General features: G+C 42.5%; 28 protein-coding genes. 23 read left to right on the top strand and 5 right to left on the bottom strand.

Annotated features, from left to right (window positions below; translation table 11 throughout):
• Window positions 1–11 precede the first annotated feature (11 nt).
• Genes filD through filF form a run of 3 tightly spaced genes read left to right on the top strand, consistent with a single transcriptional unit; the run spans window position 12 to window position 4862 of the window.
• A complete protein-coding gene (filD, locus tag AC4MC0_RS03035; RefSeq protein ID WP_004984191.1) occupies window positions 12–1676 on the top strand; it encodes a putative pilus system OmpP1/FadL family transporter FilD in 1665 nt (554 codons plus the stop codon).
• Window positions 1677–1705: 29 nt separating this feature from the next.
• Window positions 1706–2923, top strand: coding sequence for a putative pilus assembly protein FilE (filE, locus tag AC4MC0_RS03040; protein ID WP_335999696.1), 1218 nt, complete (start codon window positions 1706–1708; stop codon window positions 2921–2923).
• Between the two features lie 19 nt (window positions 2924–2942).
• Window positions 2943–4862 carry a putative pilus system protein FilF gene (gene filF / locus AC4MC0_RS03045; protein ID WP_335999698.1) on the top strand — a complete coding sequence of 640 codons (1920 nt, stop codon included), beginning with the start codon at window positions 2943–2945 and terminating at the stop codon, window positions 4860–4862.
• A 60-nt stretch (window positions 4863–4922) separates the two neighbouring features.
• Here filF and AC4MC0_RS03050 read toward each other — a convergent pair whose 3' ends face one another.
• Window positions 4923–5471 (bottom strand): NUDIX hydrolase, encoded by a 549-nt coding sequence (locus AC4MC0_RS03050; RefSeq protein WP_010325974.1) that lies wholly within the window; start codon window positions 5469–5471, stop codon window positions 4923–4925.
• 123 nt (window positions 5472–5594) lie between these two features.
• Between AC4MC0_RS03050 and AC4MC0_RS03055 the strand changes: the two genes are divergently transcribed.
• The 9 genes from AC4MC0_RS03055 (at window position 5595) to AC4MC0_RS03095 (ending at window position 13857) form a co-directional block, all read left to right on the top strand.
• Window positions 5595–6197, top strand: coding sequence for an NUDIX hydrolase (locus tag AC4MC0_RS03055; protein ID WP_335999700.1), 603 nt, complete (start codon window positions 5595–5597; stop codon window positions 6195–6197).
• A 23-nt stretch (window positions 6198–6220) separates the two neighbouring features.
• The gene (locus AC4MC0_RS03060) at window positions 6221–6751 is read left to right on the top strand and encodes a gamma carbonic anhydrase family protein (protein WP_335999703.1); all 531 of its coding nucleotides are present in this window, start codon (window positions 6221–6223) and stop codon (window positions 6749–6751) included.
• 129 nt (window positions 6752–6880) lie between these two features.
• Window positions 6881–7546, top strand: a complete 666-nt coding sequence (gene tsaB / locus AC4MC0_RS03065) for a tRNA (adenosine(37)-N6)-threonylcarbamoyltransferase complex dimerization subunit type 1 TsaB (RefSeq protein WP_335999705.1) — start codon at window positions 6881–6883, stop codon at window positions 7544–7546.
• A gap of 12 nt (window positions 7547–7558) precedes the next feature.
• The gene (locus tag AC4MC0_RS03070) at window positions 7559–8383 is read left to right on the top strand and encodes an undecaprenyl-diphosphate phosphatase (protein WP_335999707.1); all 825 of its coding nucleotides are present in this window, start codon (window positions 7559–7561) and stop codon (window positions 8381–8383) included.
• Window positions 8377–9195, top strand: a complete 819-nt coding sequence (locus AC4MC0_RS03075) for a class I SAM-dependent methyltransferase (protein ID WP_418655272.1) — start codon at window positions 8377–8379, stop codon at window positions 9193–9195. Before AC4MC0_RS03070 ends, AC4MC0_RS03075 begins: the two co-directional genes overlap by 7 nt.
• Before the next feature lie 123 nt (window positions 9196–9318).
• Entirely contained in the window at window positions 9319–10695 is a 1377-nt protein-coding gene (locus AC4MC0_RS03080) for a C13 family peptidase (protein ID WP_279676936.1), read from the top strand.
• 23 nt (window positions 10696–10718) lie between these two features.
• Complete coding sequence (gene fghA, locus AC4MC0_RS03085; RefSeq protein WP_335999713.1) at window positions 10719–11555, top strand: S-formylglutathione hydrolase; 837 nt, start codon at window positions 10719–10721, stop codon at window positions 11553–11555.
• 126 nt (window positions 11556–11681) lie between these two features.
• Window positions 11682–12791, top strand: coding sequence for a YjgN family protein (locus AC4MC0_RS03090; RefSeq protein ID WP_335999715.1), 1110 nt, complete (start codon window positions 11682–11684; stop codon window positions 12789–12791).
• A 10-nt stretch (window positions 12792–12801) separates the two neighbouring features.
• Window positions 12802–13857, top strand: a complete 1056-nt coding sequence (locus tag AC4MC0_RS03095; RefSeq protein ID WP_335999716.1) for a M48 family metallopeptidase — start codon at window positions 12802–12804, stop codon at window positions 13855–13857.
• A gap of 18 nt (window positions 13858–13875) precedes the next feature.
• Here the strand turns inward: AC4MC0_RS03095 and AC4MC0_RS03100 are convergent, their stop codons facing one another.
• Entirely contained in the window at window positions 13876–14151 is a 276-nt protein-coding gene (locus AC4MC0_RS03100) for a DUF2218 domain-containing protein (RefSeq protein ID WP_335999718.1), read from the bottom strand.
• Window positions 14152–14329: 178 nt separating this feature from the next.
• Here AC4MC0_RS03100 and rpe point away from each other — a divergent pair, with 178 nt between their 5' ends.
• From rpe to AC4MC0_RS03145, 9 genes are all read left to right on the top strand, one after another.
• Window positions 14330–15016: a ribulose-phosphate 3-epimerase gene (rpe, locus tag AC4MC0_RS03105; protein WP_004694978.1), complete on the top strand. Its 687-nt coding sequence runs from the start codon at window positions 14330–14332 to the stop codon at window positions 15014–15016.
• Window positions 15017–15447: 431 nt separating this feature from the next.
• Entirely contained in the window at window positions 15448–15921 is a 474-nt protein-coding gene (locus AC4MC0_RS03110; RefSeq protein ID WP_078426262.1) for a hypothetical protein, read from the top strand.
• 45 nt (window positions 15922–15966) lie between these two features.
• Window positions 15967–17835 (top strand): copper resistance system multicopper oxidase, encoded by a 1869-nt coding sequence (locus AC4MC0_RS03115; RefSeq protein WP_335999721.1) that lies wholly within the window; start codon window positions 15967–15969, stop codon window positions 17833–17835.
• Window positions 17822–18115, top strand: coding sequence for a hypothetical protein (locus AC4MC0_RS03120; protein WP_335999724.1), 294 nt, complete (start codon window positions 17822–17824; stop codon window positions 18113–18115). The genes AC4MC0_RS03115 and AC4MC0_RS03120 overlap by 14 nt, the downstream gene beginning before the upstream one ends.
• Window positions 18102–19028: a copper resistance protein B gene (locus tag AC4MC0_RS03125; RefSeq protein WP_335999725.1), complete on the top strand. Its 927-nt coding sequence runs from the start codon at window positions 18102–18104 to the stop codon at window positions 19026–19028. The genes AC4MC0_RS03120 and AC4MC0_RS03125 overlap by 14 nt, the downstream gene beginning before the upstream one ends.
• A 233-nt stretch (window positions 19029–19261) precedes the next feature.
• Window positions 19262–19579, top strand: coding sequence for a quaternary ammonium compound efflux SMR transporter SugE (sugE, locus tag AC4MC0_RS03130; protein WP_005400191.1), 318 nt, complete (start codon window positions 19262–19264; stop codon window positions 19577–19579).
• Between the two features lie 82 nt (window positions 19580–19661).
• Window positions 19662–19979: a quaternary ammonium compound efflux SMR transporter SugE gene (gene sugE / locus AC4MC0_RS03135; RefSeq protein ID WP_078389951.1), complete on the top strand. Its 318-nt coding sequence runs from the start codon at window positions 19662–19664 to the stop codon at window positions 19977–19979.
• A gap of 33 nt (window positions 19980–20012) precedes the next feature.
• Window positions 20013–20498, top strand: coding sequence for a methylated-DNA--[protein]-cysteine S-methyltransferase (locus tag AC4MC0_RS03140; protein WP_078389950.1), 486 nt, complete (start codon window positions 20013–20015; stop codon window positions 20496–20498).
• A gap of 121 nt (window positions 20499–20619) precedes the next feature.
• On the top strand, window positions 20620–21273 hold the full coding sequence (locus AC4MC0_RS03145; RefSeq protein ID WP_279663908.1) for a nuclease-related domain-containing protein: 654 nt from the start codon (window positions 20620–20622) through the stop codon (window positions 21271–21273).
• Between the two features lie 120 nt (window positions 21274–21393).
• On the opposite strand, the gene AC4MC0_RS03150 is transcribed toward AC4MC0_RS03145, so the two are convergent.
• Window positions 21394–22161, bottom strand: coding sequence for a hydroxymethylpyrimidine/phosphomethylpyrimidine kinase (locus AC4MC0_RS03150; protein WP_335999733.1), 768 nt, complete (start codon window positions 22159–22161; stop codon window positions 21394–21396).
• 93 nt (window positions 22162–22254) lie between these two features.
• Between AC4MC0_RS03150 and AC4MC0_RS03155 the strand changes: the two genes are divergently transcribed.
• Entirely contained in the window at window positions 22255–22899 is a 645-nt protein-coding gene (locus AC4MC0_RS03155; RefSeq protein WP_078389947.1) for an HAD-IA family hydrolase, read from the top strand.
• Window positions 22900–22995: 96 nt separating this feature from the next.
• Here the strand turns inward: AC4MC0_RS03155 and AC4MC0_RS03160 are convergent, their stop codons facing one another.
• Both AC4MC0_RS03160 and AC4MC0_RS03165 read right to left on the bottom strand, forming a co-directional pair.
• A complete protein-coding gene (locus AC4MC0_RS03160) occupies window positions 22996–23739 on the bottom strand; it encodes a sporulation protein (protein WP_335999735.1) in 744 nt (247 codons plus the stop codon).
• An 84-nt stretch (window positions 23740–23823) separates the two neighbouring features.
• Window positions 23824–24288, bottom strand: coding sequence for an Lrp/AsnC ligand binding domain-containing protein (locus tag AC4MC0_RS03165; RefSeq protein WP_004694947.1), 465 nt, complete (start codon window positions 24286–24288; stop codon window positions 23824–23826).
• Between the two features lie 137 nt (window positions 24289–24425).
• Here AC4MC0_RS03165 and AC4MC0_RS03170 point away from each other — a divergent pair, with 137 nt between their 5' ends.
• Complete coding sequence (locus tag AC4MC0_RS03170; RefSeq protein WP_335999737.1) at window positions 24426–25685, top strand: D-amino acid dehydrogenase; 1260 nt, start codon at window positions 24426–24428, stop codon at window positions 25683–25685.

A 25685-nucleotide genomic window follows, 5' to 3' on the forward strand; every position in this document is an offset into this window, starting at 1 on the left:
AGGGGAGTCGTATGAAAAATATCCGACTTAGCCCTTTGGTGTCTGCCATATTATTAACGGGCTATTCTAGTGTTACCTTTGCTGCTTTAGGGCAAAACTTATCAGTTGATATTCGCTCTTTGGCTATGGGGAATGCGGTCACTGCTGATCCACCTGGGATCAGTGCCATTCACTTTAACCCAGCAGCACTGACCAAAATTGAAGGCTTACAAACGGATGTACAGGGTATTCTCGCTGATTTTAATATCGAGCGTGAGTTCTCTGTTCCTGCAGGTTATAACGTATTTGGCTATTCAGATGACCCGATTGTTTGTAATGATGGGCCTGAAGTAGATGCCGATATCTGTACCGACTTTAAAGGGCCAGTCCGCGGTGATGTTGAATACCCGAGCTTATATGTACCTGGTTTGAAGAAAATGGTGGACTTGGGTAAAGGTATGCCTGTGGCTGCCCCGACTGCGGGTATAGCATATAACCCGCCAGGCTCTAAAATGACATTTGCAACTGCCATGTATGCGCCATTAATTGCAGGATTCGGTGCGGAAGATGGCAACCCTGGTAACTTTATGGGACAACAAGTTGCGCTAGAACGAATCACTTATTTATCACCCTCTATGGCGTACCAAATCAATGATCAACTTTCCATTGGTGGTTCAATTGGGATGTCTTATCAAGCTTTGGCATTAAAAAATGATCTACGTTTTCCCAATGAGTTGATTGGGATGCTGCGTATGATTGATGATGTCGTTTGTACCCCGTTCAAAGAAAACTCAGATGTGATTACCGACATTCTCTTGCTGGGCATGTGTAATGCTGAAGAGGGGATGAATCCTTTTGGGCGTTTTGGTCAACTCGAACTGTCAGCAGAACAGTCTCTGAGCCCAAGCTATAACTTGGGTGTGCTGTGGGAGCCGACAGAAGATTTTAGTTTTGGTGTGGTCTACCAAAGTGCCGCCAAAATGCGGATGAAAGGTAAATATCACATAGACAATGCTAAAGCACCACAAGAACTCATTAAGGGATTGATGTCCTCCCCAACAGGGCAGATTCTGGCTGCAGTTTTAGGTTTTCCAAGTTCTGTGCCAGCCAGTGAGTCGGGTCTGGTATCAATGGATTTAGAATATCCAGCACATTTCCAAGCGGGTATTAAATATAAACTTTTACCCGATTTACAAGTCAATGTTGATGTGGGATGGACCGACTATAAAGCATGGGACAAATTTAAATTTGAATTTGACCGTCAAGTTTCGGCGCTCAAAATTGCAAAATTGCTTTCAGCCAATATCTCCGATAGTAGTTTGGCTTTGCCTTTGGCATTTGAGTCACCGTGGAACTACGGTATTGGGATTGAATATTCAGCAACAGATCGTTTAAAACTCCGTGCAGGCTATGAGCCACGGACCAGTGCAATCCCTGATGATAAGCGGAATACGATGGTGCCGATTAACAATGCACGCTTGTTTGGTTTGGGGGTTGGTTATCGTTTTGATGCAGATACTGATTTAGATCTATCCATTGGTTTTTTGCAAAGCCGAGATAAAATTCCTGCAAATTCTAGTAGCTTAGCGAACCAAACTGGGGTAAATAATATTTTATTAAACCCGTATGCCGGTTTAAATGTAAAAACAGATACAACCATTACGATTTTAGGGTTGAACTATAGAACACGGTGGTAAGCACATTGAATACAATAAAAAGGATTTTATTGCCCTCATCACTATGCTTATTGGGTTGGATTTCGAGTGCAAGTTTTGCGGGAGAGTTTTTTACGATTATTGGTCCAGATGGTAGACCGATGGTGGTACAAGGCAAAGCCAGTGAGTCCCCAGATAAGCAAGTGAAACAGGGTCGTAAGCAGGAAGAAAAGGAAACGCGTGAAGTCTCTGAGGTCAGAGTACCAGTACTAATGCCCGCTCAGGAATTTGCACCACAGCCGATACAGCCAATAACCGAAATGAAGGCTCATTTACCAGATACAAAGCCTGCGCCAAAAAAGAAACTTTCTGCTGAGAAGCAAGTCACTTCTTCTACAGTGATTCAGGCTGAGCGTCCATTAAGCAAAACTGAAACCAAGGTACTGGTTCAACAAAAAGTGATTGAAACCACTCAGCAGATCCCGCAAGCCCCAGTGAGTAGTACTCAAACCATTAAGCCTGCATCAACGCCTCAAAGCATAACTCATACGGATTCGGTAAGTGCAGAGAAATCAACTGCATCCTCAAGCATGTTTAATCAAATGGATGGAACTGATTACGTTCGCAATGAATATTTAGAAGACCGTGAATTTAACTTAGAAGGCAAACGCCGTTTTTATACCATGCCTGAAGGGGTGATTGATCATAAAACTGGAGCGACTCGCTTTCAGGTCATTGAGCGAGAAAAAGGAGTGAGTAAATCTGTCCTTAACGCTATGTTTAAACAAAAGCAAAAAGACAATTTAGCACCGATTGCCTTAGCATCGACTTATTACAGAATGTCACAACAAGACACGATCGCTAGCTTAGGACAAACTTGTTTTAAGGATAAAAAGCTGAAAAAAGCAAAAAGCTTACAAGCCAATCACGATATTAATGTTTGGCCGAAAAAGCCGATAAAAGAAAATTTTGAATTTGAAATCATCAAAGTGGACAGCAATATTCAAAATATTCAATTAAATTCGTATGCATCTACAAAAAATGATCCCACATTTTATTGGCCTTTTGCTGTGTTCTTAGACCAGAATGCTTGTGTGCTTGAAGGGGTAGGAGGGTTTAAAAATGATGAAAACTCACCCTCCATGCTATCGCATGAAATGATCGCAGGTATTTTACATGTACCTGAGCAAAGTCATTATTTATTGTTAACACCACTTTCTTCCGCTGTAGATGTCGAACATAAAGTTCTAACCAATCACGGTCAGTTAAAATTAATCGCAATTCGCTAAAAATAAATAGAGTATGAAAATGAAAAAACAAATTTTATGGCCATTTACCTTGTCGACATTGGTTGTTGCCTTAGCTGGTTGTGGTGGAGAAAGTGCCAATGTGAATCCAGAGCCGAATCAAGTGAATTCTGTCAACGGAAGCTGTTTGCTGAAAGATAAAAACTGTGTTGAGTTTGCCTTAGATTACCCTGTTGATGGAATTAACTTTGTCTGTAGTAGCGACCCCGATAATACGTATATGACTCTGATGGAGCCGAAAACCAATGCGGCAACAGGCCGATGCTCTGAAGGGGACAAAATTCACTTCTTGTTGACTGGAAGTTCGGATAAACAAGTCGAACTCGGTACAGTTCCTTTGTCTGAAATTGGCAATGTGAGTACGGTTTCAGCCTCACTGCCACGCCTTAGTATTTTAGATATGGCAAAAGGGCTAAATGGTGGAACGGCTGCAACCAGTTTGAGTCCAAACGATAAGACCGTAAAAATTGCGATGGCTTTGGCGAAAATTTTTCAAGCTTTAGGTCTAGAGCGTGGCGCGGGTGTGGTTGGTGATGTACAACCTTTTGGTATTTTAGCCTCTAAAAAAGCAGACTTATCACTTCTCTTGGCATCAATTAGTGCTGAAGATTATGCTTCGGGAGCGTATGTCGATAAAATCCGACCATGGATTGATGTCAGCCAAATCAGCAATGAGGATGCTTTTAAAGTGGTCCAAACATTGGTGCTTATGAATAACTCTGCCACCTACCAAGCTGACTTCCCGATTTTTGCAAATGCTCTATCGGACAAGACAGGGATTGGTTTACCGCAAGGCTTATATGGTTGTAATGCTACAGACTGTAAGACTAGTCCTGCTAATCTTCGCCATTTAATTGGAAGCTTTATTATTTTAACGGATCGACAAGGTTATACCTTTGGTTCAGGTGTACAGTGGCGTGGACCATTAAAAGAACAATTAGGCAGTGATTTGGCAACCAGTGTGACGGTCGATTTACTGAAAAATATTGAACCTGCCAAAATGAATGCTTTAGCACAAACGTCTTGGATTAACCCCTTAACTAAAAGTATTCAGCAACCATTTAAGTTTAATCTGACAGATCCAAATTCGGATGATTTCACCATTACCCAAGGCAAGCTGTTTAATGACTATCTAATTGCAGGGACGGAAAAATTTTATAAGCAATTAACCAAGGATCCAAATGCTAGCCCATCATCCTATGGTTTATGGCAGCAAAATTATGGCACAGATACCTTCAAAGGTTCATTTGATGCCTTTAAAATTTTTCCAATTGGCTATTTAGATAATGATGTATTTAAGTCTAAGAGTAATGTAGCGTCTGGGCAGAAGTATATTTTCCCACTGTATGCCAACTTAATTTTTAATGGAAAAAACTCTAGTGATAGCGTGGCTTTAGGCATTGCAATTGATGAGTCGGGAGATATTCGTACTGATATGCAGTCCGCTAGTAATAAAACGACGGCATGTACACCGCTACTAACAACGGGTGAAACCTTAACGACAGATAACAATCAAGTACAGTACCGAATTGGGACACTGGGTGCGACAGATACTTCAAATAAAGCGGTAACCTTCCGTATCCTCTTGGCAAATCCTATCTTTGATAAAATTGATGGTGCAGTTATTGGCGCAAATACCAATATTGTGAGTGATGTAAATAGTGAAGGAAAACAAACCTCTACAGTAATTGGTGGGGCGCGCGTTAATCTTGGTAATTTATTGTCTGCCAATGTAAATGAAAGTGCTTATATTTCTCTTAGTGATTTTTCTGGTGCGGGGGTAAAGTGGACCAATATCTATAAGGCGTATTTGAATAACTATTATGAAAAAAATAGCATCGCCAATCAAGCAGCCGCAGACTTCCGTGAGGGTGAGGTTTCAATTGAAATTGCTGAATGCTATAAGGTGTTAGCAAAATAATATCGTTGTAAACACAAAAAAAGCCCATCATCGATGGGCTTTTTTTGATATTAGGCAACATTAACCTGTATGGTCTAAGCGTGTACCTAGGGTTTCGAGATGAAGATTAAATTGATTACTTTTACGGTCAGCAAAATAGTGACGTAAGGTATGTTCGACACTTGGGAAAGCCAGTTCTGACCAAGGAATTTCATCTTCTTCAAATAAACGACATTCAATGCTTTCTTCGCCAGCACCAAATTTTCCATCCACTAAGTTCGCTTTGAAGAGCACATAAATTTGACCAATACGCGGAATATTGTACATGCAATATAGCTGTTCGATTTCAACTTCTGCTTCCGCTTCTTCACGGGTTTCTCGTGCAGCACCTTGTTCCATAGTTTCAAACAGCTCCATGTAACCTGCTGGTAAAGTCCATAGCCCATAACGCGGTTCAATAGCACGGCGGCATAACAATACTTTATTTTCCCAAAGTGCGAGTGCGCCACAAATCACTTTAGGGTTCACATAATGAATAGAACTACAAGAGGTGCAAACACGACGCAATTGATGGTCGCCAAGAGGGATTTGTTCTGTTGTTTTTTGTCCGCAATTGCTGCAAAAGTCCATATTCATCATCAATGATAAAGTTCAGACTCAGCATAACTTAAAAATTAAATTTTGGCATCATTTCTCTTTTTTCAGTATCAAATTCAGCTATGATGAAAAAAAGAATGATGGGGACGACGTTCAATGGATGAACATTCATTAACACGCATACTGCAGCAACAGTTACGGTTTTCAAACAAAATTAAATCGGCAGATGCAGCTGTGTTAATCGCGATCACCAATGAAGCCGATCCCAAAGTTTTACTGACCCGCCGCTCTGTTTACCTATCCAATCATGCTGGTGAAGTGTCTTTTCCTGGTGGAAAAAGAGATCCGCAAGATACCAGTAATATCGTGGTTGCCTTGCGTGAAGCTTATGAAGAGACTGCGCTGAATCCTTTTGATGTACAGCTGCTCGGTGATTTGCCGATGCAAAAGGCCCGTAATGGCATGCTAGTCAAACCTGTGGTCGGGCTGATTCCGCCTGAAGTCGAATTGGTTGCCCAGCCGACAGAAATTGATCGTATTTTCTTTGCATCACTCAAACAGCTGATGGAAGTGCCTGCGGTGCCTTATGAAGTTCGTTTTGCCCATCAATCTCTCTATTTTCCGAGTATGCGGGTGGAAAATGAAATTGTTTGGGGGCTGACAGCACGGATGTTGGTTGCATTATTTCAATATGGTTTGGGCTACCATAAAGAGTGGCCATTTTTAGTCAATTCCCCGACTTTTCGGTTCCCCAAGTAAGTTGAGTATTTTAAGGAAAAAATATGTTGTACAAATTTAAAGGTCATTCCCCACAAGCAATGCATCAACCATGGAATGGTTGGGTTGCGGAAAATGCCACAGTGATCGGTCAAGTCGAATTGGGGCAGCAGGTTAGTATTTGGTTTGGGGCGGTCGTACGTGCAGACAATTGCAAAATTCGTTTAGGAGACTTTACCAATATTCAGGAAAATGCGGTTTTACATACCGACGCTGGGATTGAAATGAATATTGGCAATTATGTCACGATTGGGCATCAAGCCATGTTGCATGGTTGCACAGTGGGGGATAATAGTCTGATTGGGATTAATGCTGTCGTTTTAAACAATGCTGTGATTGGGAAAAATTGTATTATTGGTGCGAATGCGCTGATTCCGGAAGGCAAAGTCATTCCAGATAATTCTCTAGTCATGGGCTCACCGGGTAAAGTGGTTAAAACTTTGGATGAAACGGCTGAGGCTCGTTTGAAAATGAGTGCACTGCATTATGCAGAACACTTTAAACAATTTATCGATTTAGAGCCGGCACAGTTATAAGCTTATTTTTTCCCATTCAGCCTAGATTTTTCTAGGCTTTTTTAGCTCTGTTCTGAGAACATCTCGCCTAGTGCTTTTGAGTGGAGTATCATAGCCACGTTTTTATAGATTAAATCATTAAGGTTGTGCATGAAAGTGCTGGCATTGGAATCTGCAAATGAGCAGTGTTCCGTCTCTATTGTAGATGAAAATCAAGAACTTTTTTTCCAATTGGATACGCGCGCAAAAGCACAAACGCAAACGATTCTCCCAATGATTGAACAAGGGTTTTTACAGTTGGATATTAAGACAGAAGATTTGTCTTGTATCGCTTTTAGTCGAGGTCCTGGTTCTTTTAGCGGTGTTCGTATTAATGCTGCTGTGACTCAAGCTTTGGCATGGTCGAATGATTTGCCTGTGGTTCCTGTCTCAACCTTACAAGCGCTCGCACAAGCCGCACATCGCGTGCATGATCTAACCACAGTCACCGCAGTTTTAGACGCTCGTATGAGTGAAGTCTATATTGCAAGTTTTCAATTAGATGCAGATGGCATCATGCAAGCAGTTGATGAAGAGCAGCTTTTAAGCTATGCCGCGGCTACTGAATGTACACCGTTTATTTTAGTTGGTTCAGGCGCAACCTTAATTGAGCCATCACAAATACAATACAAAGATTTAAGTGCAACCGCGCAAGATATTGCCACAATTGCGCGCAAGAATGCACAGCAACAACACTGGGTGAGTGCTGAACTTGCACTTCCAGTCTATTTACGTGATAACGCTTGGAAAAAAATCCCGGAACAGGGCAAAGCATAATTAGGGTTTTTTATGGATCTTTTACTGCTGCTCAAAGCGGCAATTATGGGTATTGTTGAAGGTATTACTGAATTCTTACCCATTTCGAGTACTGGACATTTAATTTTAGCTTCAGAACTCATGAATTTCTGGACCAAAGAAAAAAGTGATGTCTTTGTGATCGCCATTCAAATGGGGGCAATTGCAGCCGTCATTTATGAATATTGGGCACGTTTGTGGGGAGCAGCAACGGGGATTTTTAGTGGTGAACCCCAAGGTCGCCGTCTTGGGATTGGGCTAATTTTAGCGTCGATTCCTATTGTGCTGATTGGTCTGACATTTGGTCAAACGGTGAAAGAGCTTTTATTTAATGATATTGCCATTGCAATCGGCTTGATTGTAGGTGGCTTGATTATTATTTGGATTGAAAAGCATCCACCACAAGAGCGCGTGCATGAAGTTGAAGACCTGAGTATCAAAGATGCGATTTGGATTGGTCTGATTCAAGTGCTGTCTTTAATTCCAGGGACATCACGTTCAGGGGCAACCATTATTGGTGCGATGTTTTTAGGTGTATCGCGCAAAGCAGCCACTGAGTTTTCATTCTTCTTGGGTATTCCAGTAATTATTGGTGCGGGTCTGTTAGATTTGTACCAAAGTGCGCATGTGTTTGATGGACAACAAGATTGGATCGTGTTGGCAACAGGTATTATTGTTTCTTTTGTCTCAGCTTTACTGCTGATTCGTGCTTTAGTTGCTTATGTGGCGAAGCGTGATTTCATGATTTTTGCATGGTATCGCATCGCTTCGGGCTTAGTGATTCTATTGTTTGCCTTTACGGGTTGGAAGTTATGGTAAGCCCAATGCGCTTATATGTGGAACAAGAGCATTTAGAAAAAGCACAGCACTATGTTGCTGTGCTTTTTTCTCGTGGTGTCGAGGTCAGCATCGAAGTTGCCGAAAAGTTAAATGCACGTTTCTTCCGTTTTCATCCTGAACTGGGTTTGTGCGCCGATGCGGAAGGGCTTTGGCTTTGTGCCAATGGCATGAAAATGCAGCCGGATTGGAAAGCTGAAGTTCCACGTTTAAAGCGTGCGTCGTTAAAATCTGAAATGATTGCTCGTGCTTGCCATTTGACTGAAAAACCTAAGCTCATTGATGCAACAGCAGGGCTTGGGCATGACTCACTGCTCATGGCATATTTGGGCGCCAATGTCACTTTGGTCGAACGCCATCCCATTTTATTCACCTTGTTAGAGTCAAGTAAGGAACAGGCTTTGCAGGATGCATTTTTAAACCCCGTGGTGACTCGAATTGACTTGGTTTTTTCAGATTCCGCACAGTATTTGCAGCAACAAGCAGAGCAGGGCAATACGGTCGATGTGGTTTATCTAGATCCGATGTTTCCACAACGGGATCAAAATCAGCAAGCGGTGAAAAAACAGGCGCAAGTGAAAAAGCAAATGCAGCTTTTACATATGTTACTGCCTGAAGATGGCGAAATGGATTTGGGTGATCATCTGCTTGGCTTAGCGCAAAAAGTGGCAAAACGGGTGGTGGTCAAACGTCCTCGCTTGGCCGTATTTTTGGCAAATCAAGAAACCACTCATCAGTGGCTGGGTGATGCATGCCGTTTTGATGCCTATTTTCAGCATGAACGCTTAGACTGAAGTGGAAGATTGCTTCAAAAGTATGCAAAGATTTGTTATATAGTTAAAAACATCATTGATAAAATGCTGATCAAGCATAAACTTAGTGTGTCCCTACGCAAGTCACAATTTAATTAGAATCTTATGATCGACTTCAAACCCTCCATCAACTTTTGGCATGATTTTAAAAGCAACCAAACTGCGGGGATGTGGTTGTTTCTAGGTTCACGACGCTCTTTGCAAATTGTCCATCCTTCGATTATGCAGCTCATCTTCTGGGGGATTTTAGGTGGCTCAGCCAATACTTTATTTAGCTGGTTGAGCGCAGGAGAGATCGGTGACTTTAACCCACAAGGTTTGGTCAGTTACGCACTTTGGCCTTTCATTGCCCTGATTGTCGGGATTTTTCTGTCTCAACGGGTGAATAATCCGCGTTTGATGTTGGTACCAGCACTGCTCTGGTTGGTGTTGGATACGCATATCGCGTTATTACAAAGTTTTATCCAATATTTAGGCATGATGGATGTCCTGCCGTATTTCTTCTACGACTACCTGCCGAATGTGTTCATGGTACTGTTTGTTTGGCAGAGTTTGGCTGTGGTGTGGGTGTTTTCACGTGAACTGAAATGGCCTTGGTGGGAGCGAGCCCTGATTGTCTTGGCCACGCTGTTTACCCTTGTGGTTTGGCAAATGTCAGTGACCAGTCAGCCGATTTGGAAAGTAGAAGAAACACCACCAACCTTTGCAGAAGATGCTTTCTATGCACAAAGTCGCTTACTCAATAAAGCACTTGAGTCTGTGCAATATGGCGAATTTGCCCAGTCACATTGGTATTTCCTTGGTGTGGCGGGAGCGAGCTATCAAGATGTATTCCGTTCGGAAGTCGAGCGAATAAAAGAACAGTTCGATACGCGTTTTGGTACGTTGGGCCGTTCGATGATGTTGGTAAATAACCCTGCTACACGAACAGAAATTCCGATTGCCTCTAAACACAGTATTGAAATGGCGCTGCGTCGTATGGGACAGCAGATGAACCGTGAAAGTGATGTGTTATTTTTATATATGACCTCGCATGGTTTACCGAACCAGTTCGAAATGGAAAATGCACCTTTAGACTTAACTCAGGTCGACCCGAAATGGTTACGTGAAACCTTAGATGCATCGGGTATTCGCTGGCGTGTGATTGTTATTTCATCGTGTTTCTCTGGGAGTTTTGTACCAGCACTGCAAAATGACAATACTTTGATCATTACCGCTTCGGCGGCAGACCGCCAGTCTTTTGGGTGTACCAATGAAGCCGATTATACTTATTTTGGTCGGGCGTTTTTTGATCAAGCAATGCGTGAACAAAACAGTATAGAAACTGCTTTTAGCCAAGCACAAAAAACTGTAAGCCAATGGGAAACAGCACAAGGCTTTGAGCCCTCTGAACCGCAGTGGTCGATGGGTAAAAATATGGAGCTGATGCTTCCACAACTTGAACAGCGCTTGTTTCCACCTAAAGCTGTTGCAACCCCTTAATTTGGATCTAAAAAGGAACCCTGATGGAATTAGTACAATCTAACCGTAGTTTTGATGGTGAACAGCGTATTTATCGATTTAATTCCATCAACCTTCAAGGCGAGAGCAAGTTTGGTATTTATTTACCCGCTCAAGCGTTAGCAGGGCAAGCGTGTCCAACATTATTTTATTTGGCAGGTTTAACCTGTACCGAAGAAACCTTTGCTATTAAAGCGCACGCACAACGTTTAGCAGCTCAGCTAGGTCTGATTTTGGTAACACCTGATACTTCACCTCGCGGTGAACAGGTTGCGCAAGGTGATCATTGGGATATTGGGCAAGGGGCAGGTTTTTATATTAATGCCACTCAAGCGCCGTGGGCCGAGCATTTCCAGATGGAAAGCTATGTCGCTGAAGAGTTGTATGATTTAGTGATTCAGCAATTTGCTGTACAAGCAGAGCGTATTGGGATTTTCGGGCACAGCATGGGCGGGCATGGTGCTTTAACCTTGGCCTTGAAATATCCTGAGAAATTTAAGTCTGTGTCTGCATTTGCTCCGATTTGCGCACCAAGCCAATGTCCTTGGGGCGAAAAAGCGTTTTCAAACTATTTAGGTTCAGATCAAGCTGAGTGGTTGAAACACGATGCAACCGCTTTGGTGCAAACAAAAACAGCTCATTTTGCCGATATTTTAATTGATCAGGGTTTGAGTGATCAGTTTTATAGCCAGCTCAATCCTGCATTATTTCAGCAAGCCTGTCAGGCTGCGGGCCAGCCACTGACGCTTCGCGAACATGCAGGCTATGACCATGGTTATTACTTTATTCAAAGTTTTATTGATGATCACCTGCAGTTTCATGCCGTACAGCTCGAATCTTAAATCTTGATTTGTCATATTTATTCTTAATTTTTGACTGGAAATCATCCAGCACTGGCATTAACATGGTTGGGTGATTGATTTTTTGTTCTTAAAAAATAAAACAGTAAAATAATAGATAGGGTATACATGCAAAATTCAGAGGCATCTTTGCCACCTGTAGAGGCTTCTTTTGAAGCAAGCTGGCCACCTCCACCAGCCGTTCCCACGGATGAGCCAAACGCCTATTTGGGACAGACCTTTCGTTTCCAATTCCGTGGTAATGCCCGAGAGTACTTTGGCATTTGGATTGTGAATATCTTATTGACCATTGTTACCTTCAGTTTATATGCGCCTTGGGCGAAGGTTAGACGCTTACGCTATTTTTATGGCAACACGGTGTTTTATCGCCGCAAGTTTGATTTTACGGGTGTACCTACACGCATCCTGATTGGTCGAATTATTGCTTTGGGCGTGTACTTTGGCGCTTCAGCTTTGGCTCAAGTATCTTGGCAAGCTTCTTTAATTGGTTTCCTCATCATCTTTTTATTGGTTCCGTGGTTGGTGCGTTCAACCATTCGTTTCCGAGCGCGGAACAGTAAATTTGGTAATAGCCGCTTTTATTTTACAGGCACGACCAAAGAAGCCTATATCTTGGCGCTGAAAGGCATTTTGATTTACATCTTTACCCTTGGGATCTTTTTCCCTGTGCTATTTTGGTATTTTAAAAAATACACGCTGGATAATTTACAACTCGGGCAATTACGTTTTGAGCTACATGCCGATTGGCCTGACTATATGCGTGCCATGTATGTCCCGGTGTTTTTGTTTATTGGAATCGTCTTTGTTTTAGGCTTATTCGTTGCCTTCACCCTTCAAGTGGGGAGCAGTTCTCCAACACAGTTTGGGGTTATTGTGGCGGTAATTTATATGATTGCTGCTTTTATGATTTGGCCGCTGATGATGGCTCGTATTTTTATTACCACATGGAATAAAGCCACGTTGGGGCGTAGCCCTTTCCAAACGGACTGTGGTCAGATGCATTATGCATGGATCGTGATGACCAACTGGATTTTAAAAATCCTCTCGCTCGGTTTGTTATCGGCATGGGCTGCGGTACGTTTATATCAGTATCAAATTGAGTCATTAACTTTAACCCTAAAAAATGATCCAGATCATATGTACAATTTGGCTCAAGATGACCCGAATGCGATAGCTGAAGAGCTGAGTGATATTTTTGACATCGATATTTCGCTGTAACGAGGCTTAAATGCAGGAACAAAACATCACCTTTTATGATGGGCAGATTTCTAAGCCTTATCCAGCCACGATTGCACCGATTGATAGCGAAACGGTCTTGATCTGTTATAACCAACAGCAGCGTCGTTATTACTATGCAGATATGCAGTTGATTGGGGCATTGGGACAGATTCAACCTGTGATTGAGTTGAAAGATGATGCAAGGATTGAATTTCCACAAGCATTGCCTGACTGGTTTGAGCTGAACAAAAAGCATGTGCAGCATTCGATTTGGAAATTAGAGCGTTCACCAAGTCTCATCTTGTTTAGTGTGGTGTTTGTTGCCGCTTTTATCTTCGCCATTTTAAGATGGGGTATTCCAAGCGCAGCACATTATGTCGCGATGCAACTACCTGCCGATACCATCTATAAACTCGGCGATGAAGCGCAAGAACAAGTGTTTAAGCTGACGGGACCTTCGACTATCCCTCTTGCACGTCAAAAACAAATCATACAAAGCTATCAAGACCTTGTTGCCAATGGGCAACCTGCCAAAGTACTGTTTCGTGCAGGTGGACAAATTGGAACGAATGCTTTAGCGCTGCCAAACAACACCATTATTCTGACCGATGAACTGGTTAATTTAGCCAAAGATGATCATGAAATTATTGGGGTTTTAGCACATGAGCAAGGGCACTTGGTCGAGCGGCATAGCTTACAGCAAGCCTTATCGAGTTTAGGTTTTAGTGTGCTATTGATTGCGGTGACGGGGGACAGTTCGGCCTTATTTACAACTTTGCCTGTGGCTTTGGTTGGTGCCAGTTATTCACGCAATTTTGAAAGTGATGCGGACTTGTATGCCATGCAAGTGCTGGATAAAAACCATATCTCCAGCTTACATTTGGCAAACTTTTTAGCGCGTATGGAAGATGATGCACGTGCCGAAGAGGAAGAAAAGCAGCCGCAAGGGAAGTCCGAAGAAGAGGAGGACGGTGGCATTGGTTCATTTTTCCAAAGTCACCCTGCGACCCAAGAGCGTATTGCGGCTATTCGCCAATTTAACCAACAGCAACGGTTATCAAACTAATTCAATTCAGCCGCTGACTTAAACTTGTGTCCATGTTGCCGTGAGTGGCGTTTGTCCCATACGGATCAGGTGGTCTAAGACCACGTGTTCTAAGTGACTCAATTTTTCTTCACTCGCCTCAATGCTGACATGTAAATGTTCGGCTTGAGGACTTAAAAGGACCTGTGCTTCAGGCATGATAATGGTAAAACTACTGGGTTCTTGTTCGATTTCAAACTTATGTTTCCAATGATTCACCAGTCGTTTTGCAATTCGAGCCGCATCTGTCGTGACAATATCCGCAGTACTTTTCATATTTACCTCGTCGATTGATCTCTTACCATAGCAGTTTAAAGTCAAATGAAAAGTTGAATGTTGCAACGCTACGTTGCAAATTTAGAAAGCTTAACGCTTTCTTTTTTCACAAGTCCCAGTTCAAAAGCTGAATTTGCTATAATGCTTTTATTCCCTTTTGTATAAGCCAGGTACACGCATGTCCAAGCCTTATTTAATTGCACCATCTATTCTCTCTGCTGACTTTGCCCGTTTAGGTGAAGACGTTGAACATGTACTTGCAGCAGGTGCAGACGTGGTTCACTTCGATGTGATGGATAACCACTATGTGCCAAACCTGACTTTTGGTGCGGGTATTTGTAAGGCACTCAAGAACTACGGCATCAAAGCCCCAATTGATGTGCACTTGATGGTCAAACCTGTCGATCGCATGATTGGTGACTTCCTAGAAGCAGGTGCGGACATTATTACTTTTCATCCAGAAGCCTCTGACCATATCGACCGTTCTTTACAGTTGATTAAATCAGGCGGTGCAAAAGCAGGTTTGGTCTTTAACCCAGCAACGCCGTTACATTATTTAGATTATGTGCTGGATAAAGTCGATCAAATTTTGTTGATGAGTGTGAACCCAGGTTTTGGCGGTCAAAAATTTATTCCGATGACTTTAGACAAACTGCGTGAAGCACGCAAAATTATTGATGCTTCAGGGCGTGATATTCGTTTAGAAGTGGATGGCGGCGTGTCGCCTGCAAATATTCGCGAGATTGCAGAAGCGGGTGCAGATATGTTTGTTGCTGGTTCAGCTATTTTTGGAAAGCCAGATTATAAAGCTGTGATTGATGATATGCGTGCAGAGCTTGCAAAAGTGGGTGCGGTAAAGGTTTAAGCTCATAGGTATAAATGCTATACAGACTGTGGATAACTTTATGGATAAACTGGTGGATATCTATGTTGATAACGATATGGATAACTTGATTAATATTCAAACGTTTACACAGCAATGGTTTAGTATTTAGATGTTAAATGTATAAAAAGGACTCATTTGAGTCCTTTTTTATGGTGTGAAAGCCTGATTGTTACTGATGCTTTATTCATCTGTACTTAAAAATAGCGCTGTTTAAAAAATAACTTTATTGTTTAAGTGTGCGTAGTGGCTAAACTGTCGCAGTAATTGAATTTAAATTTATAATCTTGTGTATAAGCCATTCTTTGCTTATCCTGTTGATTGGGATCAGCAACAAAAGGTCAGGCATTTACATGCACAGAGCGTTTTGTTGCGTTGAAATATCATTCTTCACTGACTAAATAGGATTGATTGTGCGTTCATTGCTCAAGACACATTCTTGGTTTGTCTTACTCATTACCTTGGTAATGGGGTGGAGTGGTATTGCCCAAGCTTCGGCAGCGCCGATGTATCAAATGATGCAGCTGAGTATGCAGGCTGCAACCAGTGAGCAAAGTTCTGCGCATGCAACAGGCAGGCAAAGCATGCTCGACTGTCATCAAACGAAATCATCGAGTCCAGTCTCTGGACATCAAATGCATATAGCTCAGACCGACATAACAGCGAAGAGCAATTGTCATGCCTTGGATATGCTGCAAAATAAGCAAGTTCAGTGTCAGGAGTGTGCACAGTATCACTGCCAAACGACGCTGACGCTTTTAGACGTTGAACCGCTTGCAGTGGTTCAGCTTGAAGCCGCTTTAGTACAATCATCCCCCCATTTTCGTTATCAAGCTCAACATCTAGTGGGCTATTGGCAAGAAATTCTACGTCCTCCCAAAGCCTAATCCTGATTTTTAAAACTTTATTTTTAAAATTATTAGGATTTAGTCATGTCTATTCAATTTAAACAAAGCCTCATCCTTGGGGCATGTCTGATGTCATCTTCTTGGAGCTTTGCCGCAGTCAAAGAATACCAATTGGTGATTGATGAAAGTCCCGTCAATTTAACCGGCAAGTCGCTCAAGCGGATTAGTGTCAACGGACAGTTTCCAGCTCCCTTGCTTGAATTTGAGGAGGGCGATGATGCGGTCATTCGGGTTAAAAACAACTTAAAAAAACAGGATTCATCGATCCACTGGCATGGTTTGCTTTTGCCCGGGCTAATGGATGGTGTGCCAGGTTTTAACGGGTTTAATGGTATTCAGCCGAAGAGCGAATTTGTCTATAAGTTCAAAGTGCGTCAAAGTGGCACCTATTGGTACCATGCGCATTCTAAAGGACAGGAACAAGATGGGCTGTATGGCGCATTGGTTATTTATCCCAAAGACAAAAAGCCTTTAGCTCAGCATGAAAAAGCCGAGCGTGATTATGTGGTGATGCTATCGGACTTCCATGAGCAGACCAGCGAGCAAATTCAGAAAAACTTAAAAATCTCTGCTGAGTATTATCAAAACCAACGTGAAACCGTTGGTGATGTGTGGAAGCAAGTGCAACGTGATGGCTTAAAAGCCGCGTGGCAAGACCGTTCCATGTGGAACCAAATGCGCATGCTAAAAACGGATCTGTCAGATGTCACGGGTTATACCTTTCTGATCAATGGTAAAACGCCTGAGCAGAACTGGACAGGTATGTTTAAGCCGAATGAGAAGGTTCGGTTGCGTTTTATCAATGCTTCAGCCATGTCATTTTTTGATATCCGTATTCCTCACTTAAAAATGACCGTGGTCAGTGCAGATGGTCAGCCTGTTAAACCCGTTCCGGTGGATGAGTTTCGGATTGGAACTGCTGAAACTTATGATGTGATTGTGGAACCGAAAGCAGGGCATTATCAAATTGAAGCAGAGTCGATTGACCGTTCAGGCTACGCCATTGGAACTTTACACAATGAGTTGACTCCAATGGCACAGAGTATACATATGCCTGCGCCACGTCCACGCTCATTGTTGACCATGGAAGATATGGGACACGGCTCAGAACATTCAGGTATGGATCACTCAAAGATGAGTCATGAAGCGATGCCTGCAATGGATCACTCCAAAATGAACCCTGAAGCGATGCCTGAAATGGATCATTCGAAGATGAATCATGCGGCGATGGCTGGTATGGATCATTCAAAGATGAATCATGAGACCATGTCTGAGATGGATCATACACAGATGGGTCATGCGCAACAGAATACGACAGCAAGTTCGGTACAGAAAGCTGTTACACCAGTTTATGGTTGGGCGAATGCCTCTACGCCTAAAGGTGATAAGGCATTGCAATATAGCGATCTGAAATCCTTAGCACCTCAAAAAGATACCCGTAAGGCGACGAGCGAGTTAGTGATTCGTTTGGGTGGAACTATGGAACGCTATTTGTGGACCATCAATGGGAAAAAATTTAGCGACGCTGAACCGTTGAAAGTGAAGTACGGCGAGCGTATTCGGATCAAATTTATCAATGACAGCATGATGGCGCATCCGATGCATTTGCACGGTATGTTTATGCAACTGGAAAATGGGCAAGCCGCCGTTGATATGCCGAATAAGCACACGTTGATTGTGCCACCGGGCAAAACAGTGACTGCTTTACTAACTGCTGATGAGTTAGGCGAATGGGCCATTCACTGTCATCTGCTTTACCACATGAGCTCAGGCATGATGAATAAACTGATTGTGGCCAATGTCAGTGACGCTCAAGTGTCCACCACGCCAATTCAAGGGCAAAAAACAGCAGCTCAAGCTGAGCCAAAAGGAGATGAACATGCGCATCACTAATCTTTTTTCAGGTTTTGCCCTAGTTGTTAGTGTCTTATTGAGTTCGTTAGCTATGGCTGCCGAATCTCATGCACAGCATGAAAAACAAAAAGACAAATCTACAAGCCAAGATCAGTCCAAAGAAATGCCACATGAGCATCATCAGCATAGTGCCGATGAACATGCGCAGATGCTGAAACAGAAAAATGCGGTTGGTCAGTCTTCATCGGAGAAGCAAGCTCAAACTCAACCAAGCAAGCAGTCGAAGGTTCAGAAAGGAGATCATCATGCGCACCATTAATCTTTTTTCAAAAAGCATAGTGAGCAGTTCTTTCGTGTTGATGAGTGCTGCGGCTATGGCACATGAAGGGCATGATATGCCTGCTGAAGCAAATGAAAATATGTCCATGACAACTGAGTCCGTGATGTCACAACATGCACAGCATCAGGCGATGACCACTCCAACTCAAGCTGTTCCACAGACTAGCGCACAACATGTACAGCAGATGAATCATGATTCAACGGCACATACGCATGATCACCGCAAAGAGCACGGTGCGCAAATTTATGCGGTCACCACTGTCGATAACAAATGGTTGCTGAATGAAGAAGGCGATGGTGGTTTAAAGTCTGAGTTTGAAACCCGTATCGGGACAGATGAAAATAAGTTGTTTATCAAAGTACATGCGGATAAGCAGGAAGCGCATAAGGCTGAGTATGATGCCAAAGTGCTGTATAGCCGTATGATCTCAGACTTTTGGGATGTACAGGCGGGTGCACGTTATCGAGCTGAAAAAGTGGAGCGCGAACAGCATGGATGGGATACGGAAGAAAACGTGGATGGGGTGCTTGGCTTACATGGTTTAGCGCCGTATTTCTTTGAAACTGATGCCTACATATATGCTGGTGCAGACAACTATACTGCGTTTAGTTTAGAAACCGAGCGGGACTTGTTACTGACCCAAAAGCTGATTTTCAAGCCTTATTTAGATATGAATATTATTTTCAGTGATGACTCTAAATATGCCAAAAAATCAGGCCTTAGTAATGCAGCTGTCGGTCTTGAGACGCGTTATGAAATCAGCAAAAAAGTCATGCCTTATGTGGACATTGCCTATGAATATAGCAAAGGCAATGAAGCGACGGCTTGGCAGGCTGAAAGTGACGAAGAGAAAGGTTGGCAGTATGGAATGGGTATTCGCTTTAAGTTTTAAGTCGGACGTTTAGGTTTAAAGTAAATATTTGAGATTGCACCAATGTTGTGCTGAAAGAGTGATCTGCTGGTTCGGATCACTCTTTTTTGCGCTTTAATGATTTCTAAGTATGAAAATAATTCATTTTGGTGCGCTCTTTGCTATAATTTGAGGCATATTTAGGATGAACGACCTCCCTCATATTGAGAAAATTCGTCAGGACGGCCTGACTCTAGTGAAGAGGAGTCAGTAGCATGGCTTGGGTTTTTCTTATCTTTGCGGGTCTGTTTGAAATCGTTTGGGCATATTCAATGAAACTGTCCGAAGGGTTTAGCAAACTCACACCCAGCATCATTACCATTGTGTTCATGATTTTAAGTTTTGGTTTACTGGCCTATGCAATGCGAACATTGCCGCTAGGAACCGCGTATACCATTTGGACTGGGATTGGTGCGATTGGATCTTTCTTGGTGGGGATTTTTATTTTAGGTGAGCCAGCAACTGCTATGCGGATGTTTGCTGCGGTGCTGATTGTATCGGGCCTGATTTTGATGAAACTCTCATCAAGCTAAATTCATTCAAATATGTAGAGCTTCAAGCGATCCTTCGTTTGAAGCTTTGTTGTTTCTGCTCGGAATAAAAGGTGTGTTGCGTATGGCATGGGTGATTTTAATAGTTGCAGGTATGCTCGAAGTGGTTTGGGCTTATGCAATAAAAGTATCGGATGGTTTTACCAAACTGACGCCGAGTATTTTAACCCTCGTATTTATGGTGGCCAGTTTTGCGCTGCTGTCTTATGCCATGAAGACCTTACCTTTGGGCACTGCCTATACCGTTTGGACAGGGATTGGCGCGATTGGTTCATTTTTGGTTGGTATTTTGATTTTGGGTGAACCTGCCAATGCCATGCGGATGCTCGCAGCGGTTTTAATCATTTCTGGGCTTGTATTGATGAAACTTTCATCGTCATAATGTTGCATACATAGACAATTTTTGTGGTGAACCATGCGCTTATTTTTTAAATATATGCCATCTCCTGTCGGGGTACTGAGACTGGTGGCACATGATCAAGCCTTGGTTGCCGTATTGTGGGAAAATGAAAATCCCAAACGGGTACGTTTAGCTGAGCTGGTCGAACACAATCAGCATCCGATTTTGTTGGAAACAGAGAAACAGTTGAGCGAGTATTTTGCGGCAAAACGTCAAAGTTTTGATTTGCCTTTGGATTTTGCGGGGACAGATTTTCAGAAGCAAGTTTGGCAGGCTTTATTGCAAATTCCTTTTGGTGAAACCCGAAGCTATAAAGATATTGCGCTACAGATTGGTAATGTCAAAGCCGTTCGTGCAGTGGGTGCGGCTAATGGCAAAAATCCAATTTCAATCATTGCGCCGTGTCATCGGGTTGTGGGGGCGAATGGAAAATTGGTCGGCTTTGCAGGCGGTTTGGACAATAAAGATATTTTATTGAAACTTGAGAAAAATGCGAATTAAGCATGTGTTTCGGAGTTTTTACGCTCGTATTTTAGTTTAATAATTTAAAAATCAGTACCTTATGTTTTAATCTGTATTCTTTTAAAGAATCGTGTCTCTAACTCAAATAACGATGAATAATATGATGAGTCAAATTGTGGGGAATGTGTTTTCAGAACTGTGGTGGATGCTACTGATCTTGTTCGGGATCGGCCTTTTAAAAGCGTTTAAGCCTTATCTGAAAGGAAAATTCGGTGAGTTCGCAGTTCAAGCGCATGTGAAATTATATTTGGATGAGCGTTATATTTTAATTAACGATGTGACTTTGCCTGATGAGCAGGGAGGGACAACTCAAATAGACCATATTCTATTGAGTCCCTTTGGTGTTTTTGTGATTGAAACCAAAAACTATAAGGGCTGGATTTTTGGTGGTGAACGTCAAAAGATGTGGACGCAGAAAATTTATAAAAAGAGTTTTAAATTTCAAAATCCGCTGCATCAAAATTATAAACACGTCAAAGTGCTGCAAAGTGTGTTGCAAGATATTGTCGATGTAGATTATATCCATTCTGCTGTGGTGTTCATGCCTGAATGCGAGTTTAAAACTGCGATGCCCAGTACGGTATTTAAAGGTAAAGCATGGGTCGATTATATTAAGACCTTTGACACAGTGGTGATTCCAGCGATGAAACTGAAACGGATTCAGCTTCGGATTGAAAAAGAAGTGTTAGAAAAGTCATGGAAAACCAACCGTGAGCATGTGGCACATTTAAAACAACGCCATCAAGATGGTTAAATACTCCATTCCAAAGGTGACTCATTCATTTTGTGCCGAAAACTAAAATCTAGAATTTTAAAAAAAAAGCCAGTCCATTTCTTCATGGACTGGCTTTTACCTTTGCAGTTTTTTTCTAACTTAAAAACGCTTTGGAATTTTTTGACCGCCTTCAACAGGTGTTTCTGCCTGTTTTAATACGCCAAAGAGCCATGTTTCGGCATGATGTACTGCAACTTTAACACTGTCACCTTGCGCCAAACGACCAGCAATAAAACTTGCCAGCGAACAACCTGAACCGTGATATTCGCCAGCTAAACGCGGGCAGCGAGTTTCAGAAAGGAGCTTGCCATTCACAAACAGGGCATTACGAATATAGTCAGGTGTGTCTTCATGACCACCTTTGACCAGTACCGCTTTGGCACCCATTTCAAACAGTTTTTGTGTTGCGGCATCTAAGTCATCGAGACCTGTTAACGCCCGTAATTCAACTGTATTTGGGGTAATAATGTCCGCTAATGGGATCAGCTCAACAAAGGCTTTGACCAAGGTTGCTTGATCACCCAGTGAACCTCCACTGTTCGCCACTAAAACAGGGTCTAGCACATACTTGTACTCAGGATGTTCACGTAGAAACTCAGCCAGTGCTGCAATATTATCTGTGGTGCCTAACATGCCAGATTTTACGGCTTTAATCGGTAAATCACCGACAACAGCGTGCGCCTGAGCTAACAGCAATTCTTTTGACGTCGCTTCAAAGCCAAACACTTGTTGCGAGTTTTGAACAGTGAGTGCTGTACACGCAATGGCTGCATGCGCACCACTTTGACCAATCGCTTCGATATCGGCCTGTAAACCAGCACCACCTGAAGGGTCTAAACCAGAAAAGCACAGTACGGTTGCGCGCACAGAAATATCCTTGTTGCGAAAATTTGCGATAGTATAGGCAACTTTAGCAGAACTCTCGATAGTATTTTATTTAAAGCCCAAGAAGGATCAGCTGTGATTAAACATATTTTGCTAGATTTAGATGGAACATTAACAGATCCAAAAGTTGGCATTACCACCAGTGCGCGTTATGGCTTAAACAAAGTCGGACATCCCATTGCTGAAGATCTAAACATTGACTGGATTATTGGGCCACCACTAAAAGCGTCTTTGGCAAAACTCTTAAATGTTGCAGTGGACGATGTTTTGGCAGAGCAAGCTTTATTGGGCTATCGTGAGCGTTTTGCGGTGAAAGGTTTATATGAAAACCATTTATTTGCCGATGTTGAACCGACCTTAAAAAAACTGACCGAGCAGGGCTATCACTTATATTTGGCGACAGCAAAACCAGAAGTCTATGCCCGTCAAATCTTAGAGCATTTCAATTTACTGCAATACTTTGTGCATCCCTATGGCAGTGAACTGAACGGTGAGCGCACCAATAAGGGAGATTTGATTGCTTATATTTTAGAAAAAGAGCAGTTAAAAGCAGAAGAATGTCTGATGGTTGGCGATCGTGAGCATGACATTTTGGGTGCACGTCGCAACGGCATTGAAACCATTGTGGTGGAATACGGTTATGGTTCTGATCAAGAGTTGACGGAAGCCGCACCTAAAGCGCGAATTAAAACCTTTGCCGATGTCTTGGACTTGATTTAACTCAGACAGAATTTAATTCGGACAGGATTTAAATAACGCCTTTTTTGACTGCGCACTACTTTCTACATTAAAACAGTTGTGCGCAGTGATTAAAAATTAAAGTCCCAACATGCGTCTAATTTCATTCACTAACAGTGCCGGATTGGCCTGCTGATGGGGAATGGTAAGGCTGTTGAAGCCATCACCACGAAATTTACGATCCACTTCTAAAAGCACATGGGTTTGATGTTGCTCTGCCACAAAGGACACTTCAACTTCATTGATGCTGTTGAACAATTGCGTAGGTTTAAATTCAAGTTCTTGATAACAACCAATGCTCGAGTGGAAGCCGTTGCCACGCAGTTGGCCTTTTTCAACATCGACGGTCATCAACTGAAAACCGCATTGCTGCATGGCTTGAATAAACGCTTGCATAGTCGGTGTCGGTAAGATCTGTAAATAGTCTTTGTCAGTAGCATCGAGTCCCCAGTCCACATCTAAATGTGTATGTAACCACACTCGGGTTTTATTGACGCGGCAAGGTACATCTGTAATTGGCGTTTCAAAGGGCAGTTGAATCGAAAAAGGAAATGCGTGTGATTGATGAGCTTGTAACTCAAAAGCCCCGCTAATGTGCCATTCGGCAATACTTAAGGCGCTATTGTACTCAGCATCATCTGACTCAACCTCGGCTGTGGTCATGAGCTTTAAATAAATACCGTTGATAATTTTATTAGACGCGGCACCTTTAAAAATAACCTCACCCTGAATGGCTTGACCCGCTTGTGGTGCGGTGGTGTGTAGACGAGTATCGACTTGAATGCCTTGTAAGCCAAGACTAGACATGAGTTTGTTAAACATGGTGCAGAACTTCCAATAGGGAATCGATAGGTTTTAAATATTTAAAGTAAATGCATTTTTAAAACGCGTATTTTTAATAAGCTGTTAGCGAATGTCCAAATAAAAACTTTCTTTGACTTCTTCCATCACAATATAACTGTGCGATGACGCTGAAGAGGGCAGTTTTTTCAGTAAATCACCCAATAGGCGTCGGTAGGCACTCATTTCTTTTAAACGGGCTTTGACCAAATAATCGAATTCACCTGAAATCAGATGGCATTCTAAAACTTCAGGGATTTCGACCAAGTCACGTGCCACTTGATCAAACACATCACCAGACTTGGCCGATAGCTTAATTTCTAAAAACACCAATAAGTTTCGATCGACCAGTTGTGGATTGAGGCGTGCGTAGTAACCCATGATAATACCGTCGCGCTCTAAGCGTTTGACACGTTCTGAACAGGGTGTGGTTGAGAGGTTGACGCGAGAGGCCAATTCACTAATCGCAATTCGTCCATCGCGCTGCAAAATGTCTAAAATCTGCTGATCAATCCGATCTAATTTACGCATTATAAATTTCCTATGTTTAGAATTTTAGTGCGACAAAAATGGCGATTTACCTAGATTATAATATTAAAAACAGTGAAAAAAACTATTAACCTAAAAATATACTAGTGAAATAAACTAGTGTGTGTAAGGGATCAGTCATGCGTGTAATTGTCTTAGGTAGTGGTGTCATCGGAGTTGCAAGTGCGTATTACCTTGCACAACAAGGCGCAAGCGTTACGGTTTTAGACCGTCAAGCTGGTCCTGCTGAAGAAACTAGCTTTGGTAACGCAGGGCAAATCTCTCCAGGTTATTCTACACCGTGGGCTGCACCTGGTATTCCGTTTAAAGCCGTAAAGTGGATGTTCCAACACCATGCACCGTTAGCGATTAACATCGATGGTAGCATGTGGCAGTTGAACTGGATGGCGCAAATGTTGAAAAACTGCAATCCACAAAGCTATGCTATTAACAAAGAACGTATGACGCGTGTTGCTGAATACAGCCGTGACTGCTTACGTGAACTGCGTAAAGAAACAGGCATTCACTATGAAAACCGTGCGAAAGGAACTTTGCAGGTTTTCCGTAATGAAGCACAACTAGATGCAGTACAACGTGACATCCAAGTATTAAAAGAATGTGGTGTTGACTACGAACTATTATTAAAAGATGATTTAGCCAAAGTTGAGCCAGCTTTAGCCTATGCCAAAGACAAACTGGTCGGTGGTTTACATTTGCCGAATGATGAAACAGGTGACTGTTACTTATTTACCAATGCTTTGGCAAATCTTGCGAAAGACATGGGCGTAGAATTTAAATTTAACCAAAATGTTGAAAAACTAGTGGTTGAAGGGGATGAAATCAAAGGTGTAGTGGTTGATGATCAAGTGCTTACAGCAGACCGTTATGTGCTTGCTTTTGGTAGTTATTCACGTGATTTCTTAAAACCATTGAATTTGAATTTGCCTGTCTATCCTGTCAAAGGCTACTCACTGACCATTCCAATTGTAGATCCTGCATTTGCACCGCAGTCTACGGTTCTTGATGAAACTTATAAAATTGCCATTACGCGTTTTGACCAACGTATCCGTGTGGGGGGTATGGCTGAACTGAGTGGTTTCAACCACGGTTTAAATCAAGACCGCCGTGCAACCTTGGAGATGGTGACTCAAGACTTATTCCCAGGTGGAAATTTAGCTGAAGCAAGTTTCTGGACGGGTTTACGTCCAATGACACCAGACTCTACGCCGATTATTGGTGCGACTCGTTTTAAAAACTTATTCTTGAATACAGGACATGGCACCTTGGGTTGGACCATGGCATGTGGTTCAGGCAAGCTTATTAGTGACTTGGTGATGAACCATCAACCAGACATCAGTACTGAAGGCCTATCGATTCAACGTTATCCTTCAGCAGCCTAA

The sequence above is a fragment of the Acinetobacter sp. CAU_H_S139_7 genome, assembly GCF_058599305.1.